This is a genomic window from Cupriavidus sp. MP-37 (assembly GCF_020618415.1).
Taxonomy (GTDB): Bacteria; Pseudomonadota; Gammaproteobacteria; order Burkholderiales; family Burkholderiaceae; genus Cupriavidus.
Genome location: NZ_CP085344.1, coordinates 1,871,206 through 1,887,511 on the forward strand (window position 1 = coordinate 1,871,206; position 16,306 = coordinate 1,887,511).

The 16,306-nt window shown below is 69.1% G+C and carries 12 protein-coding genes; 5 read left to right on the plus strand and 7 right to left on the minus strand.

Annotation, left to right across the window (positions count from 1 at the left end):
• Window positions 1-3: 3 nt before the first annotated feature.
• The 5 genes from dapE to dapC all read right to left on the minus strand — a co-directional run bounded on the left by dapE (window position 4) and on the right by dapC (window position 4,325).
• Complete coding sequence (gene dapE / locus LIN44_RS08795) at window positions 4-1,155, minus strand: succinyl-diaminopimelate desuccinylase (protein WP_227311836.1); 1,152 nt, start codon at window positions 1,153-1,155, stop codon at window positions 4-6.
• 20 nt (window positions 1,156-1,175) lie between these two features.
• The gene (locus LIN44_RS08800; RefSeq protein WP_227311837.1) at window positions 1,176-1,523 is read right to left on the minus strand and encodes an ArsC family reductase; all 348 of its coding nucleotides are present in this window, start codon (window positions 1,521-1,523) and stop codon (window positions 1,176-1,178) included.
• Between the two features lie 99 nt (window positions 1,524-1,622).
• Window positions 1,623-2,006 (minus strand): hypothetical protein, encoded by a 384-nt coding sequence (locus LIN44_RS08805; protein ID WP_227311838.1) that lies wholly within the window; start codon window positions 2,004-2,006, stop codon window positions 1,623-1,625.
• An 89-nt stretch (window positions 2,007-2,095) separates the two neighbouring features.
• The gene (gene dapD / locus LIN44_RS08810) at window positions 2,096-2,923 is read right to left on the minus strand and encodes a 2,3,4,5-tetrahydropyridine-2,6-dicarboxylate N-succinyltransferase (RefSeq protein ID WP_116295395.1); all 828 of its coding nucleotides are present in this window, start codon (window positions 2,921-2,923) and stop codon (window positions 2,096-2,098) included.
• A 202-nt stretch (window positions 2,924-3,125) separates the two neighbouring features.
• On the minus strand, window positions 3,126-4,325 hold the full coding sequence (gene dapC / locus LIN44_RS08815; protein ID WP_227311839.1) for a succinyldiaminopimelate transaminase: 1,200 nt from the start codon (window positions 4,323-4,325) through the stop codon (window positions 3,126-3,128).
• Window positions 4,326-4,532: 207 nt separating this feature from the next.
• On the opposite strand from dapC, the gene LIN44_RS08820 reads away from it, so the two are divergent.
• A complete protein-coding gene (locus tag LIN44_RS08820; protein WP_227311840.1) occupies window positions 4,533-5,501 on the plus strand; it encodes a DMT family transporter in 969 nt (322 codons plus the stop codon).
• A gap of 45 nt (window positions 5,502-5,546) precedes the next feature.
• Here the strand turns inward: LIN44_RS08820 and LIN44_RS08825 are convergent, their stop codons facing one another.
• Entirely contained in the window at window positions 5,547-6,374 is an 828-nt protein-coding gene (locus tag LIN44_RS08825; protein WP_227311841.1) for a ferritin-like domain-containing protein, read from the minus strand.
• 437 nt (window positions 6,375-6,811) lie between these two features.
• Here LIN44_RS08825 and smc point away from each other — a divergent pair, with 437 nt between their 5' ends.
• The 4 genes from smc to def are packed head-to-tail and all read left to right on the plus strand — an operon-like array spanning window position 6,812 to window position 14,354.
• Window positions 6,812-10,327 carry a chromosome segregation protein SMC gene (gene smc, locus LIN44_RS08830; RefSeq protein WP_227311842.1) on the plus strand — a complete coding sequence of 1,172 codons (3,516 nt, stop codon included), beginning with the start codon at window positions 6,812-6,814 and terminating at the stop codon, window positions 10,325-10,327.
• On the plus strand, window positions 10,324-11,664 hold the full coding sequence (locus tag LIN44_RS08835; protein ID WP_227311843.1) for a cell division protein ZipA C-terminal FtsZ-binding domain-containing protein: 1,341 nt from the start codon (window positions 10,324-10,326) through the stop codon (window positions 11,662-11,664). Before smc ends, LIN44_RS08835 begins: the two co-directional genes overlap by 4 nt.
• Before the next feature lie 12 nt (window positions 11,665-11,676).
• Window positions 11,677-13,806 carry an NAD-dependent DNA ligase LigA gene (ligA, locus tag LIN44_RS08840; protein WP_227311844.1) on the plus strand — a complete coding sequence of 710 codons (2,130 nt, stop codon included), beginning with the start codon at window positions 11,677-11,679 and terminating at the stop codon, window positions 13,804-13,806.
• 14 nt (window positions 13,807-13,820) lie between these two features.
• Window positions 13,821-14,354 carry a peptide deformylase gene (gene def, locus LIN44_RS08845; protein WP_227311845.1) on the plus strand — a complete coding sequence of 178 codons (534 nt, stop codon included), beginning with the start codon at window positions 13,821-13,823 and terminating at the stop codon, window positions 14,352-14,354.
• A gap of 229 nt (window positions 14,355-14,583) precedes the next feature.
• On the opposite strand, the gene LIN44_RS08850 is transcribed toward def, so the two are convergent.
• Window positions 14,584-16,305, minus strand: coding sequence for a pseudouridine synthase (locus LIN44_RS08850; RefSeq protein ID WP_227311846.1), 1,722 nt, complete (start codon window positions 16,303-16,305; stop codon window positions 14,584-14,586).
• Window position 16,306: the final 1 nt, after the last annotated feature.

Here is a 16,306-nt window from a genome sequence, read left to right on the forward strand (position 1 = left end):
AAATCAGGCGATCAGGCGTTCCAGCACGCCGCGGTACACGTTCTTCAGCGGCTCGATGAAGCGCACTTCGACGTGCTCGTCGATCTTGTGGATGCTGGCGTTGGGCGGGCCGAACTCGATCACCTGCGGGCAGATCCTGGCGATAAAGCGTCCATCGGAGGTGCCGCCGGTGGTCGACAGCTCGGTGTCGAAGCCGGTCTCGGCCTTGATCGCCGCCGACAGCGCTTCGGACAGCTCGCCGCGCGGCGTCAGGAAGGGCTCGCCGCCGAGGGTCCAGTCGAGCGTGTAGTCGAGGCTGTGGCGGTCCAGGATGGCATGCACGCGTGCCTTCAGGCCCTCGGGCGTGCTGGCCGTCGAGAAGCGGAAGTTGAAGTCGATGGTGACGTGGCCGGGGATCACGTTGGTGGCGCCGGTGCCGCCGTGGATGTTCGACATCTGCCAGCTGGTGGGCGGGAAGTACTCGTTGCCCGCGTCCCACACTTCGGCGGCCAGTTCGGCCAGCGCCGGCGCGGCGTCATGGATCGGGTTGCGGCCCAGGTGCGGATACGCGATATGGCACTGGATGCCCTTGACCGTGAGCTTGCCCGACAGCGAGCCGCGGCGCCCGTTCTTGACCATGTCGCCGAGCGCGTTGACCGAGGTCGGCTCGCCGATCACGCAGTAGTCCAGGCGCTCGCCGCGCGCGGACAGCGCCTCGACCACCTTGACGGTGCCGTCGTGCGCCGGGCCTTCCTCGTCGCTGGTGATCAGGAAGCCGATCGAACCGGCGTGCGCGGGATGGGCCTTGACGAACTCCTCCACCGCCACCACGAAGCCGGCGATCGAGGTCTTCATGTCGGCGGCGCCGCGGCCGTACAGCTTGCCGTCGCGGTGGGTCGGCTCAAACGGGTCCGAGTGCCATTGCTCCAGCGGGCCGGTCGGCACCACATCGGTATGGCCGGCGAACACCAGCAGCTTGCCGTCCTTGCCCTGCGTGCCGCGCTTGACCGCCCACAGGTTGGTGACGCGGAAATCGTCGGGCCCGCTGACCAGCGCTTCGCAGTCGAAGCCAAGCGCCTTCAGGCGGGTTTCCAGGATGGCCTGGCAGCCTTCGTCGGCGGGCGTGACGGAGCGGCGGCGGATCAGGTCTTCGGTAAGGGCGAGGGTGGGGTTCATCGGACGGCGGAATCGGAAAATCAGAACTGGCTGGCGTACTGGTCGGCGGAGAAGCCGACCATCACCTTGCCATCGTGGGCCAGCACCGGGCGCTTGATCAGCGACGGGCTTTGCTGCATCAGCGCGATCGCGCCGGCTTCTTCCCCGGCGCGGGCCTTGTCGGCATCGGACAGCGCGCGCCAGGTGGTGCCCTTGCGGTTGAGCAGCGTGGCCAGCGGCACGTGCCGCAGCCAGCCGCGCAGCATGGCCTCGTCCACGCCCTGCTTCTTGAAGTCGTGGAAGGTGTAGGCCACGCCGTTGGCATCCAGCCAGGTGCGGGCTTTCTTGACGGTATCGCAGTTGGGAATGCCGTAGAGCAGGACGGTCATGTTTCAAGTCTCATCACGTTCAACGTCATTCCCGCGCAGGCGGGAATCCAGCGTCTTTGAAGTCACTGGGTTCCCGCCTTCGCGGGAACGACGGGCCTTTCAGCGGACCAGCAGGTTCAGCGCGATCACCAGCCCGCCCAGGCCCAGCGCCACGCCGCCCATCGCCACCGCGGTCATCAGGCGCAGGCGCCGGTCCAGCCGGGCGGCTTCCTTGCGCAGCGCGTCGATGGTGATGGCGTGCTGCTCGGCCAGCAGCTTGACCGCCTCGGCTTGCTGCACCACCGCGGCTTCCAGTTCGGCGATGCGGGCTGCGGGATCGCGCGCGTCGGCCACCGCGCCTTCGGGCGTGCCGTCCTTGCGCTTGTTCTTCTTCAGTTTCTCGAGGGTCTTGTTGGCCTGCTCGAGAATGGTGGGCAGCAGGGAAAGCACGGTACTGACGGTGGTGGGATCCAGGGCCATGAGTCGCTTGCGGAGGGAGGGCATGTTCAGCCTGGCCAGGCGGGTGACGACGGTAAATCAGCCCCGGAGCCGGGCCCCGGGGCGGCGCAGCCCATGCGGGCCGCGCGCGGCGCTCAGTCGCCGCGCAGCAGGTCGTTCAGGCTGGTCTTGGCGCGGGTCTGCGCGTCGACCTTCTTCACGATCACGGCGCAGTACAGGCTGTACTTGCCGTCCTTGGACGGCAGGTTGCCCGCCACCACCACCGAGCCGGCCGGCACGCGGCCATAGTGGATCTCGCCGGTTTCGCGGTCGTAGATCTTGGTCGACTGGCCCAGGTACACGCCCATCGAGATCACCGAGTTTTCCTCGACGATCACGCCTTCGACCACTTCCGAGCGCGCGCCGATAAAGCAGTTGTCTTCGATGATCACGGGGTTGGCCTGCAGCGGCTCCAGCACGCCGCCGATGCCCACGCCGCCCGACAGGTGCACGTTCTTGCCGATCTGCGCGCACGAACCGACCGTGGCCCAGGTGTCGACCATGGTGCCTTCATCGACATAGGCGCCGATGTTGACGTACGACGGCATCAGCACCGCGTTCTTCGCAATGAACGAACCGCGGCGCGCCACCGCGGGCGGCACCACGCGGAAGCCGGCGCGGGCGAAGTCGTCGCCGCTCCAGTTGGCGAACTTGGTCGGCACCTTGTCGTAGAACTGGGCAAAGCCGCCGGCGCTCATGGGCGCGTTGTCTTCGAGGCGGAACGACAGCAGCACGGCCTTCTTGACCCACTGGTTGACGATCCAGTCCTTGCCTTGCTTCTCGGCCACGCGCAGCGCGCCCGAATCCAGCTGGCTGATGACGTTGGCAACGGCCTCGCGGATGTCGTTGGGGGCGGACTTCGGCGACAGGCTGGTGCGGTCTTCCCAGGCCTGGTCGATCAGGGCTTGCAGAGCTTGCGTCATGGTTGGTTTCTCAGGGTTGATGTTGATGTTCGGTCGTCGAGTCTCAGCCTCGACCTCTTGTTTGCTCCCCTCTCCCGCTTGCGGGAGAGGGGCAGGGGGTGAGGGTGGGCGGTTCTACGGGCGTGGTGCCTTGCTAAACCACCCCTCACCCCGACCCTCTCCCCTTGAGGGGAGAGGGAGAACACAATTGGACCATCAGGCCTCAGGCCAGCGATTTGCAGAATTCCACGATCCGCCGCGCCCCCTCCACGCATTCCTCCGGCGTCGCCACCAGCGCCATGCGCACGCGGTTGGCGCCGGGGTTGATGCCGTCGGCCTCGCGCGCCAGGTAGCTGCCGGGCAGCACGGTCACGTTCTGCTCGGCCAGCAGCCGCGCGGCGAATTCGGTATCGGACAGGCCGGTGCGCGAGACGTCGGCCCACAGGTAGAAGCCGGCATCGGGCAGCGCCACGTCGAGGACTTCCGCCAGCATCGGCGTGACTTCGCTGAACTTGCGCACGTAGGCGGCGCGGTTTTCGCGCACATGCGCTTCGTCGTTCCACGCGGCGATGCTGGCGCTCTGCACCGCGGGGTTCATGGCGCCACCGTGGTAGGTGCGGTACAGCAGGAACTGCTTCAGCAGCGCGGCGTCGCCGGCGACGAAGCCCGAGCGCAGGCCGGGCACGTTGGAGCGCTTGGACAGGCTCGAGAACACCACCAGGCGTTCGAAGCTGCGGCCCAGCCGGTGCGCGGCCTCGAGCGCGCCCAGCGGCGCGCGGCCCTCGTCGAAATAGATCTCGGAATAGCACTCGTCGGAGGCAATGACGAAGCCGTAGCGGTCGGACAGCGCGAACAGCTGCTTCCAGTCTTCCAGCGACAGCACCGCGCCGGTCGGGTTGCCGGGGGTGCAGACAAAGAGCAGTTGCACCTTCTGCCAGACCTCGTCGGCAATGCGGTCGAACGCCGGGGCGAAATTGCGCGCCGGGTCGCTGTTGGCGAAGACCGGCGTGGCGCCGGCCAGCAGCGCCGCGCCTTCGTAGATCTGGTAGAACGGGTTGGGGCACAGCACCAGCGCGCCCGGCCGGGTGCCGTCGACCACGGTCTGGGCAAAGGCGAACAGCGCCTCGCGCGAGCCGGTCACGGGCAGCACTTCGGTGGCGGCATTGACCCTGGGCAGGCCGTAGCGGCGCTCCAGCCAGCCGGCAATGCACTGCCGTAGTGCATCGGAACCGGCCGTTGTGGGATAATTCGCCAGCCCCGCAAGCGACTCTGCCAGCGCTTGCTTGATGAACGCAGGCGTCGGATGCTTGGGTTCACCAATGCCGAAGCTGATGGCCGGCTTGTCGGCAGCCTTTACTTGCGCAAAGAGCACCCGCAGTTTCTCGAACGGGTAGGGCTGGAGCAGGTCGAGGCGCGGATTCACAGTGTCAGTCGGGGCCGGTTAAAACGACGCATTATAGAGGAACGGCGCGGGTTTCCGTGTGCCGGCCCGGCCCGCCAGGCGGTCTTTGGCGAGGGGCGGGCCGCCACGGATGGCGGGCATCACGCCACGGTGATGCCGCCGGCGCCGTCCGGAAGCTGCCTGCCGCGCAGGGCGGGCGGCCCGGCTCGCCTCGCACCGATTCCCTTTATGAGCACAAATACCGTTGCGGCGCCGCTGGCGCCGGCCGACCGCCATGCGGTCAAGGCATCGCTTTCCATCCTGATCGGCGCCTCGGTGTGGGGCATCGCCTGGTTCCCGTACCGCGTGCTGGCCGGCTGGGGGCTGGGCGGCATGCACGCCGCGGCGCTGGTCAGCGCGGTGGCGGCGGTGCTGTCGCTGCTGGCCTTCCGCCGCCACCTCGGCGGCCTGCGCGCGCACTGGCTGTTCGTCGCGATCGGCCTGGCGGCGGGCGTGACCAACGCCGGCTTCGTCTGGGGCAGCGTCAACGGGCATGTGATGCGGGTGCTGCTGCTGTTCTACCTGACGCCGGTCTGGACCGCGCTGTTCGCGCGGCTGTTCCTGGGCGAGCGCTTGTCGGCGGCAGGGCTGGCGCTGGTGGGGCTGGCGCTGTTCGGCGCCGGGCTGATGCTGTGGACGCCCGCGGTGGGCGTGCCGCTGCCCGGCTCCGCGGCGGAATGGTCCGGGCTGATCGGCGGCATGGGCTTTGCCGTCAACAATGTGCTGTCGCGCCGCGCCGGGCAGCGCTTTCCGGACACCGACGCACGCGTGCGCACGGTGGTGGTCTACCTGGGCTGCACCGTGGTCGGCGTGCCGGCCGCGCTGCTGCTCGACGGCCCGGCGGTGGCGCTCGTGCCCGGCGCGCAGGTCAGCGCGGCCATGCTGGTGCTGGGACTGGCGGCGGTGCTGGTGGTCAGCAACTCGGTGGTGCAGTACGGGCTGCAGCGGCTGCCGGCCAACCGGGTGTCGCTGCTGATGCTGTTCGAGATCGTCATCGCCGCGGTGTCGTCGTGGTGGCTGGCGACCGAGGTGCTGAGCTGGAAGGAGGCCGCGGGCGGCCTGTGCATCATCGCCGCCGGCGCCTTGTCCGGACTGGTGCACCGCAGCCGCGCCGCGCCCGCGCCGGCCACAGGCGCCGAGGCCGCGGCCTGCCACTAGACCGCCACTAGAACCGCCACTAGCCCGCTACTAGCCCGCCACGGCTCAGTGCAGGATCACCCGCGACACCATCGCCACCAGCGGCGCGCGCACCGCGCGCTCCACGCCGCGGTGCAGGTGCAGCGGCCGCAGCAGCATCTTGACGGTCATCTCGATCGGGATATTGCGGCGGATCACGCCTGACACGCGCGTATTGAGCGCGCGCACCTCGTCCTCGGAAACCGACTCGACGCCGCGTTCCATGCGCAGCACATTGCGCAGCGCGATCGCCGCGTCCTCGTTCTTGATCTCCAGCAGCCGGCGCGCCAGCGCGCCCAGCACGCGCAGCCGGCCCAGGCGCTCGGCCGCGGCGAAGCGGTTGAAGAAGTGGAAGAAGTGCTTGTAGTGCCGCACCTCGTCGTTGGAGATGCGCCGCGTCAGGTCGCGCAGCACCGGTTCGTCGCTGGCCTGCTCCAGCGCCCGGTAGTAGGCGGCCGTGCCGGTTTCGACCACGCAGCGGGCCGCCATCTCGAGCGCCTCGGTCGGCTCGAACTGGTCGATCGAGCAGGTCTGGCGGTACTCGTCGAAAAAGCGCGCATAGCCGCGCTCCCAGTCGAATTCCGGCCAGACATGCTCGACATAGCGCCGCAGCGCCAGGCCATGCTGCAGTTCCTCGGCTTCCCAGTGTTCGGCCAGCCAGCCGGCGGCTTCGGGCACGCGGGCGTAATAGGTGGCGAGGTTGCCCGCATAGGTGTCGGAGCCGCTCTCGATGAACGATGCCGACACCAGCAGGTAGAACAGGTCGCGGTCGCCGCGCACGCGCGCGACGTCGATCGCCTCGTAGCGGATGTCGCTGACAGACCACGGCCGGGCGGCCGCTGACGGTTCACTCATGCTCTGTCCTCCTGGTTGGCCCTGGTCTGAAGAAGGGCTGCGGGGGCGTTCATGGTGCGTGGGACCGGAGCGCATCCGGCATCACGCCGACAGAGCAGAGACTAGCATTTACCCTGATTAGTTTCCCGGCAAGCGTGGCGGCCGGCCCATGCCGGGTTTGCCAAAGTGCTTGCGAAACCGCTTGTAAGGGTCGGAAACGCAAAGGAATTCCACCACCCGGCAGCCACCCCGGGAGCACCCCAAACGGGCCGGCGAAGGCATCTGCGATGGTATGATTAGCCCCAATTCACGGGCCCGAGGGGTGTTTTGAGGTGCTGGCGTCACGCCGCGCCGGCTCCCGCGCAGCCCGGCTTTTCCGAACCGTGCAATAGCCCCGATACCCGATACCAGGCCGCCCCCGCTTTCCTGCCGGAGTGGCCGATACCACACGAGAAACCGTGCGACTATCCTCGATCAAGCTGGCGGGCTTCAAGTCATTCGTCGATCCCACCAATTTCCAGGTGCCGGGCCAACTGGTCGGCATCGTCGGTCCCAACGGCTGCGGCAAATCCAACATCATCGACGCGGTGCGCTGGGTGCTGGGCGAGTCACGCGCATCTGAACTGCGTGGCGAATCCATGCAGGACGTCATCTTCAACGGCTCCACCGCGCGCAAGCAGGCCGGCCGCGCCAGCGTCGAGCTGGTGTTCGACAACGCCGAAGGCCGCGCCGCGGGCCAGTGGAGCCAGTACGCCGAAGTCGCGGTCAAGCGCGTGCTGACCCGCGACGGCACCTCGTCCTACTACATCAACAACCAGCCGGTGCGCCGCCGCGACATCCAGGACATCTTCCTGGGCACGGGCCTGGGCCCGCGCGCCTACGCCATCATCGGCCAGGGCATGATCTCGCGCATCATCGAGGCCAAGCCCGATGACATGCGCATCTTCCTGGAAGAGGCGGCGGGCGTGTCCAAATACAAGGAGCGCCGCCGCGAGACCGAGAACCGCTTGTCCGACACCCGCGAAAACCTGACCCGCGTCGAAGACATCCTGCGCGAACTCGGCAGCAACCTCGAAAAGCTCGAAGGCCAGGCCGAAGTGGCGCAGCGCTTCAAGACGCTGCAGGCCGACGGCGAAGAGAAGCAGCACCTGCTGTGGCTGCTGCGCAAGCGCGAGGCCCAGCAGGAGCAGGAACGCCACCAGCGCGCCATCGAACAGGCCCAGATCGACCTGGAAGCGCAGACCGCGCAGCTGCGTCATGTCGAAGCTGAATTGGAAACCCTGCGCGCGGCGCACTACGCCGCGTCCGACGGCATGCATGCCGCCCAGGGCGCGCTGTACGAGGCCAATGCCGAAGTCAGCAAGCTGGAAGCCGAGATCCGCTACGTGGTCGAATCGCGCAACCGCGTGCAGGCCCAGATCGCCGCGCTGACCGCGCAGCGCGAGCAATGGCAGGCCAAGGCCGAACAGGCCACCGACGAACTGGCGCAGGCCGAGGAAAACCTGGCCGTGGCCGAGGGCCGCACGGTCGAGGCGCAGGAGGCCGTGGCGCAGCAGAACGACGAGCTGCCGACGCTCGAAGCGCAATGGCGCGACGCCCAGCAGCTGCTCAACGAGCAGCGCGCCGGCATCATGCAGGCCGAGCAGGCGCTGAAGCTCGAAGCCGCGCAGCAGCGCAGCGCCGACCAGATGCTGCAGCAGCTGGAACAGCGCCGCGAACGGCTGTCGGCCGAAGACAAGGGCCTGGACCGCCCCGACGAAACCCGCCTGGAGCAGGCCCGCGCCGAGCTGGCCGAGCAGGAGGCGCTGGTCGAGGAAGCCCAGGCCGTGCTCGCCGACGCCGAAGAAAACGTGCCGCGCCTGGACGAGGCGCGCCGCGCCGCGCAGGCGCGCGTGCACAGCGAAGCCGCCGCCATCGCCACGCTCGAGGCGCGCCTGTCGGCGCTGCGCCAGCTGCAGGAAAACGTGCAGACCGACGGCAAGGTGCAGCCCTGGCTGGCCAGGCATGAACTGGCCGAGCTGCCGCGCCTGTGGAAGAAGGTCCATATCGAGCCGGGCTGGGAGAACGCGCTCGAATCCGTGCTGCGCGAGAAGCTGGCCGCGCTGGAAGTGTCGAACCTGGACTGGGTCAAGGCCTTCCTGTCCGACGCGCCGCCGGCCAAGCTGGCGTTCTACTCGCCGCCGGCCGCGGCCCGTCCGCTCGAAACGCCGGCCGGCCTGCGCCCGCTGATGGCGCTGGTGCAGATCACCGAGCCCGGCATCCGCGCGGTAATGCAGGACTGGCTCGCCGACGTCTATGTCGCCACCGACATGGCGCAGGCGCTGGCCGCGCGCAACACGCTGCCCGACGGCGCCTCGTTCGTGGTGGCCGAAGGGCACCTGGTGGGCCGCAACGCCATCCAGATCTACGCCGCCGATTCCGAGCAGGCCGGCATGCTCGCGCGCGAGCAGGAAATCGAAAACCTGCAGAAGCAGGCGCGCGCACAATTGCTGCTGTCCGACCAGGCCAAGACCGAAGCGGTGCGCGCCGAAGCGGCCTACACCCAGGCCAGCCAGGCGCTGGGCGACGCCCGCGCCCGCGCCGAGCAGGCCACCCGCCGCGTGCATGCGCTGCAGATGGACGTGCTCAAGCTGTCGCAGGCGATGGAGCGCTATGCCGCCCGCAGCGGGCAGATCCGCGAGGAACTCGAAGAGATCCACGCGCAGATCGAAGAGCAGCGCGCCATCCGCGCCGAATCCGAAGCCAGCTTCGAGCAGCACGATGCCGCGCTGGCCGAGATGCAGGCCACCCACGAAGACCAGCAGATGGCCTTCGAGGCGCTGGACAGCAAGCTTTCCGGCGCGCGCCACCAGCTGCGCGACCTCGAGCGCGCGGCGCAGGAAGCGCTGTTTGCCGAACGCAACCTGGCCAGCCGCATCGACGAGCTGCGCCGCAATATCCAGGTGGCGGCGGACCAGGCCGAGCGCATCGCCGAATCGCTCGAGAACGCCCGCGCCGAGCTCGAGACCATCAACGAGCAGACCGCGCATACCGGCCTGCAGGAAGCGCTGGAGCGCCGTGCGGAGAAGGAAGAGAAGCTGACCATCGCGCGCACCGAACTCGATGCGCTGTCGGCGCAGCTGCGCCAGCACGACGAGCAGCGCCTGGCCGCCGAGCGCAGCCTGCAGCCGCTGCGCGACCGCATCACCGAGCTGCAGCTCAAGGAACAGGCGGCGCGCCTGAACCAGGAGCAGTTCAGCGAGCAACTGGCCACGGCCGAAGTGGACGAGGCCGCGCTGGCCGGCAAGCTGACCGGCGACCTGAAACCGTCCTACCTGCAGGGCGAAGTCACGCGCATCAACAACGCCATCAACGCGCTCGGCCCGGTCAACATGGCCGCGCTCGACGAACTGGCCGCGGCGCGCGAGCGCAAGACCTTCCTCGACGCGCAGTCGGCCGACCTGAACGACGCCATCGGCACGCTGGAAGATGCGATCGCCAAGATCGACCAGGAAACCCGCGCGCTGCTGCAGGGCACCTTCGACCAGGTCAACCACCATTTCGGCGAGCTGTTCCCGTCGCTGTTCGGCGGCGGCCAGGCGCGCCTGATCATGACCGGCGAGGAAATCCTCGACGCCGGCGTGCAGGTGATGGCGCAGCCGCCCGGCAAGAAGAACTCGACCATCCACCTGCTGTCGGGCGGCGAGAAGGCGCTGACCGCGATCGCGCTGGTGTTTGCGATGTTCCAGCTGAACCCGGCGCCGTTCTGCCTGCTGGACGAGGTCGACGCGCCGCTGGACGACGCCAATACCGAGCGCTACGCCAATATGGTGGCGCGCATGTCGGACAAGACCCAATTCGTTTTCATCTCACATAACAAGATCGCCATGGAAATGGCTCATCAACTCATTGGCGTGACCATGCAGGAGCAGGGCGTTTCGCGGATCGTGGCAGTAGATATGGACGCGGCAGTGTCGATGGCGGAGGCGGCATGAAGCTCAACATGGACCTGCAGACCGCGCTGATCGTCGCGGGCCTGGTTTTCGTGGTGCTGGTGTTCGGCTACAACCAGTGGCAGATCCGCAAGGCACGCCGTCCGCGCGAGCTCAGGCCCGAAGACGACCTGCCGCCGATGCGCGAGCCGGTGGTCGGCCAGAGCACCGCGCCGGAAACCGCCGCACGCCTGCACGAAGCCGCCGCCGAACAGCCGCCGCGACGCGAGCCGACGCTGTCGCAGGCGCCGGCCAGCGCCGGCGTCGCCGTGGCTGACAACAACCACGCCGCTGCGGCCGCGGCCGCAGCAGCCAGCACCGCCGATGCCGACGAAGCCGTCGCCGAGGAAGTCGCCGTCGCGGCCGCGGCGGCGCGCGCGTCGGCCGATGAGGCGGAAGTCGCCAGCGCTGCGACACCTGCCCCGGCACCTGCGCCAGCACCCGCAACCGCACTGGCACCTGCACCTGCACCCGCACCGGTCGCTGCCGTGCCGGACGGCCAGCCCGCGCCGGCCGTGGTCGATCCGCTGATCGACTGCATCGTGCCGCTGCACCTGGAGCGCAAGGCTTCCGGCGACCGCATCCTGCCGCTGACCGGCCGGCTGCGCCGCGCCGGCACCAAGCCGGTCCATATCGAGGGGCTGCGCGCCGAAGCCAACGCCTGGGAACCCGTCACCGCTGGCCATCAGTACGAAGACCTGCAGGTGGGCGTGCAGCTGGCGAATCGCGGCGGCCCGCTCAATGCGCTGGAGTTCTCGGAATTCATCACCGCGGTGGAGTCGCTGGCCGAATCTCTCGATGCCTCGGCCGACCTGCCCGACATGGGCGAGACCGTGGCCAACGCGCGCGAGTTGGACGCCTTTGCCGCCGCCTGCGACGTGCAGCTCGGTGTCAACGTGATCTCCGACGGCGCGCCGTGGTCGGCCGCCTATGTGCAGAACGTGGCGACGCAGGACGGGCTGGTGCTGTCGCGCGACGGCACCCGCTTTATCCGCTACCAGGCCAATGCCGAGGGCGTGCAGCGCCCGCTGTTCACGCTGCAGTTCGGCGACACCAACTTCCTGCGCGACGACCTGACCGTCAAGGCCGGCCGCCAGATCACGCTGCTGCTCGACGTGCCGGTGGCCGACCAGGCCGCCAGGCCGTTCAAGACGGTGTGCGAGTACGGTCATACGCTGGCCCAGCGCATGGGCGCGCAGCTGGTCGACGACAACATGCGGCCGCTGACCGAAGCCTCGTTCGTCGCCATCTTCAACCAGCTCGAGGCGCTGTACCAGAAGCTGGAAGCGCGCGGCATGCCGGCGGGTTCGGCGGTGGCGCTGCGCCTGTTCAGCAACTAGCCGGAGCCTGCCATGACCGCAAAACACCGCGGCGCGCAGGCAGATGCCTCCGCGCCCGCCGGCGCCTTGCCGGCCGATGCCGCAGCCAGCCGCGTGGCCTGGCTGCGCGATGAGCTGGACCGCCACAACTACCAGTATTACGTGCTGGACGCGCCCACCGTCCCCGATGCGGAATACGACGCGCTGTTCAGCGAACTGCTGGCGCTGGAGCTCGAGCATCCCGAACTGCAGACGCCGGACTCGCCCACCCAGCGCGTGGGCGGCGAGCCGCTGTCGGCGTTCGACTCGGTGCGGCACCGGGTGCCGATGCTGTCGCTCAACAACGCCTTCGCCGACGACGACGTGCTCAACTTCGACCGCCGCTGCGCGCAGGGGCTGGGCCGCAGTGCGCCCGCGGCCGGCGAGGCCGACCTGTTCAGCGCCGCCGACGCAGTCGAATACGCCTGCGAGCTGAAGTTCGACGGCCTGGCCATGTCGCTGCGCTATGAAGACGGGCGCCTGGTGCAGGCCGCCACGCGCGGCGATGGCGAGACCGGCGAGGACGTCACCGTCAACGTGCGCACCATCAAGGCGATCCCGCTCAAGCTGCGCGGCCAGGCGCCGGCGGTGCTGGAGGTGCGCGGCGAGGTCTTCATGTTCCGCCGCGACTTCGACAAGCTCAACGCGCGCCAGGCCGAGGCCGGCGAGAAGACCTTCGTCAATCCGCGCAACGCCGCCGCCGGCAGCCTGCGCCAGCTCGATCCGCGCATCACCGCCAGGCGTCCGCTGTCGTTCTTTGCCTACGGGCTGGGCGAGCTGCAGGGGGTGGAGCGGCCGCCCACCCACAGCGCGATGCTCGACGGCTTCGCCGCGCTGGGTTTGCCGGTGTGCAAGGATCGCGCGGTGGTGAAGGGCGCGCAGGGACTGCTCGATTTCTACCGCGATATCGGCAAGCGCCGCGACGACTTGCCCTATGACATCGACGGCGTGGTCTACAAGGTCAATGCCCTGGCCGAGCAGGAGCGGCTGGGCTTTGTCTCGCGCGCGCCGCGCTTTGCGCTGGCGCACAAATTCCCGGCGCAGGAGATGACCACCATCGTCGAGGACATCGAGGTGCAGGTCGGCCGCACCGGCGCGATCACGCCGGTGGCGCGGCTCAAGCCGGTGTTCGTCGGCGGCGTGACCGTGACCAATGCCACGCTGCACAACGAGGACGAGATCCGCCGCAAGGACGTGCATATCGGCGACACCGTGATCGTGCGCCGCGCCGGCGACGTGATCCCGGAAGTCGTCGCCGTGGTGACCGAGCGCCGGCCGGCCGATGCCCGCGCCTTCGTGATGCCGGGCGCCTGCCCGGTGTGCGGTTCGCATATCGAGAAGCTCGAGGACGAAGCCATTGCCCGCTGCACCGGCGGCCTGATCTGCGCGGCGCAGCGCAAGCAGTCGCTGCTGCATTTCGCGCAGCGGCGCGCCATGGATATCGAAGGCCTGGGCGACAGGCTGGTCGAGCAACTGGTCGACCAGGGCATCGTGCGCACGCCGGCCGACCTGTACAAGCTCGGCGTCGCCAAGCTGGCCGCGCTGGAGCGCATGGCGGACAAGTCGGCGGCCAACCTGGTCGCGGCGATCGACAAGTCGCGCGCGACCACCATGAACCGCTTTATCTTCGCGCTCGGCATCCGCCACGTCGGCGAAGCTACCGCGAAGGACCTGGCCCGGCACTTCGGCAAGCTCGATGCGCTGATGGCGGCCGACGAAGCCGCGCTGCTCGAGGTCAACGATGTCGGCCCGGTGGTGGCGCAGTCGATCGCGCACTTCTTCGCCGAGCCGCACAACGTCGAGGTCATCGAGCAGCTGCGCGCCGCGGGCGTACACTGGCCGGAAAGCGAGCCGGTGGCCAAGGCGCCGGCGCCGCTGTCGGGCAAGACCTTTGTCCTGACCGGCACGCTGCCGACGCTGTCGCGCGAAGACGCCAAGGAACTGCTGGAAGCCGCCGGCGCCAAGGTGGCGGGCTCGGTGTCGAAGAAGACCGACTACGTGGTCGCCGGTGCCGAGGCCGGCAGCAAGCTGGACAAGGCCGAGGCGCTGGGCGTGCCGGTGCTGGACGAGGCCGGCATGCTGGCGCTGCTGGCGCAAGCCGGCGCCGCGCCCGCCGGGGAATAACCGGGAGCAGAACCATGATCCGCGAGATTCTCAAGATGGGCGATCAGCGCCTGCTGCAGGTGGCAAGGCCGGTGGAGCGCTTCAACACGCCGGAACTGCGCACGCTGATCGAAGATATGTTCGACACCATGGACCACGCCAACGGCGCGGGCCTGGCCGCGCCGCAGATCGGCGTGGACTTGCAGGTGGTGATCTTCGGCTTCGACCGCAATCCGCGCTACCCGGATGCGCCCACCGTGCCCAAGACCGTGCTGATCAACCCGGTGCTGGAAATGCCGTCCGACGAGATGGAAGACGGCTGGGAGGGCTGCCTGTCGGTGCCAGGCCTGCGCGGCGTGGTGCCGCGGCACGTGCGGCTGAAGTACAGCGGCTACGACCTGATGGGCAACCGCATCGAACGCGTGGCCGAGGGCTTCCATGCGCGCGTGGTGCAGCATGAGTGCGACCATCTGCAGGGGATTCTTTATCCGATGCGGATCAAGGATTTCCGGCAGTTTGGGTTTACGGAGATCCTGTTTCCGGATTTGCCGGCGAACAGCGACGACTGACGGCGCATGAAGCACCGCTGGTTTGCTCCCCTCTCCCGCTTGCGGGAGAGGGGCAGGGGGTGAGGGCAGGCGCTCGCATACCGACGGCTTGACTTCGTCGATGCTCCGGCCCTCACCCCAACCCTCTCCCGCAAGCGGGAGAGGGAGCACACCATCGGTAGAGAAATGCGGGAGGCGATTTGCCAGAACCCATCAAAAAAAGCGGCCATCGCGGCCGCTTTTTTCTTTATCAGAACTTCTCGAACTGGCCCAGGAACCGCCACTTGCCCGGCGGCAGATCACCCAGCACCACGCGTCCCATGCGCACGCGCTTGAGGCCCACCACCTGCAGTCCCACCTGCTCGCACATGCGGCGGATCTGGCGCTTGCGGCCCTCGCGCAGCACGAAGCGCAGCTGCTCTTCGTTCTGCCAGCTGACCTTGGCCGGCCGGAGCGGCACGCCGTCCAGCGCCAGGCCGTGGCGCAGCAGTTCGAGGTCGTCGGCCGGGAATTCGGCGCTGATGTTGCGCTCGACCGGCCCGTGCGGCGAGTGCCAGACCACGCGCACCAGGTATTCCTTCTCGACGGTCGAATCCTCGCCGATCAGCGCGCGCGCGACGCGGCCGTCCTGCGTCAGCACCAGCAGCCCGGTGGAGTCGATGTCGAGGCGGCCGGCCGGCGCCAGGTTCTTGCGTTGCCACGGCGCGAAGCGCTTGCGCGTAGGGTCGCCTTCCCACTGGTTTTCGGGGGTGAACAGCGCCGCGGCGGGCTCGTAGCCGTCCTCGGCCTGGCCGGAAACGTAGCCGACCGGCTTGTTCAGCAGCACGGTGACGCGCTCGCCTTGCTCGGAGCGCGCTTCCTGCCGGATCTCGATCTCGGCGTCGGGACGGATGCGGCTGCCGAGTTCGGTCACGGGCTTGCCGTCGACCAGGACCCAGCCGCGCGGGATCCATTCGTCGGCCTCGCGGCGCGAGCACAGGCCCAGTTCGGACATGCGCTTGGACAGGCGTACCAGGCCGTCGTCGTGGCTGGATTCGGCGCGTTGCGACGCTGCCGACACGGGGCGGGGCGCCGGCGCTTGCGGCCGTGCCGCGCCAGCGGTGCGGATGCGGTCGGCCGCGTCGCTGAAGCGGCGTGCCGGCGCCGTGCCTTCGCGGCGGCGCTCGCCCGACGGCGCGGGGCGCGGGCGGCGCTCGTCGTCACCGGGGCGGCGCGGGCGCGCGTCGGCGCCTTCGAAACGGCGCGGGCGGTTGTCGTCGTCGCTAAATCGGCGCGGCGGGCGCGACTCGTCTTCGAAGCGGCGCGGACGCGCTTCACCACGGTCGGCGCCAGTGCGGCGCGGGCGATTGTCGTCGTCGCCAAAGCGGCGCGGCGGGCGCGATTCGCCGCCTTCGAAACGGCGCGGGCGCGCTTCGCCACGGTCGGCGCCAGTGCGGCGCGGGCGGTTGTCGTCGTCGCCAAAGCGGCGCGGCGGGCGCGACTCGCCTTCGAAGCGGCGCGGACGCGCTTCACCACGGTCGGCGCCAGTACGGCGCGGACGATTGTCGTCGTCGCCAAAGCGGCGCGGCGGGCGTGACTCGCCGCCTTCGAAGCGGCGCGGGCGCGCTTCACCGCGGTCATCGCCAAAGCGGCGCGGACGGCTTTCCTCTTCACCGAAGCGTCGCGGGCGCGCCTCGCCGGCATCCGGGCGGCGCGGACGCGGCTGCCGTTCGCCGTCGGCGGGGCGGGGCGCGCGCGGCTGGCGCGGCTGGGCTGGCGCTTCGCCCTGGGCCACGGCTCCACTCTTGCCACCGGTCTTGCCGCCGGCGCGCTGCTGGGCGCGCTTGATGCCTTCGGAAACGGCCTGCACGCGCTTGCGGTTCAGGTCGGACACGCGCACGGGGCGGGTGCCGCCCTTGCGCGCGGCCGTGCCGGTATCACTGGCGGCCTTGATGCCTAGCGTCTTGCGCTTCGGCGAATTGCTGTCGGTCATA

Bases quoted from the DNA above. Each gene is read 5' to 3' on its own strand.
- dapD (WP_116295395.1), bottom strand. From the start codon at position 2,923: ATGACGCAAGCTCTGCAAGCCCTGATCGACCAGGCCTGGGAAGACCGC.
- def (WP_227311845.1), top strand. From the start codon at position 13,821: ATGATCCGCGAGATTCTCAAGATGGGCGATCAGCGCCTGCTGCAGGTG.
- ligA (WP_227311844.1), top strand. From the start codon at position 11,677: ATGACCGCAAAACACCGCGGCGCGCAGGCAGATGCCTCCGCGCCCGCC.
- LIN44_RS08805 (WP_227311838.1), bottom strand. From the start codon at position 2,006: ATGCCCTCCCTCCGCAAGCGACTCATGGCCCTGGATCCCACCACCGTC.
- LIN44_RS08800 (WP_227311837.1), bottom strand. From the start codon at position 1,523: ATGACCGTCCTGCTCTACGGCATTCCCAACTGCGATACCGTCAAGAAA.
- LIN44_RS08835 (WP_227311843.1), top strand. From the start codon at position 10,324: ATGAAGCTCAACATGGACCTGCAGACCGCGCTGATCGTCGCGGGCCTG.
- LIN44_RS08820 (WP_227311840.1), top strand. From the start codon at position 4,533: ATGAGCACAAATACCGTTGCGGCGCCGCTGGCGCCGGCCGACCGCCAT.
- dapE (WP_227311836.1), bottom strand. From the start codon at position 1,155: ATGAACCCCACCCTCGCCCTTACCGAAGACCTGATCCGCCGCCGCTCC.
- LIN44_RS08825 (WP_227311841.1), bottom strand. From the start codon at position 6,374: ATGAGTGAACCGTCAGCGGCCGCCCGGCCGTGGTCTGTCAGCGACATC.
- LIN44_RS08850 (WP_227311846.1), bottom strand. From the start codon at position 16,305: ATGACCGACAGCAATTCGCCGAAGCGCAAGACGCTAGGCATCAAGGCC.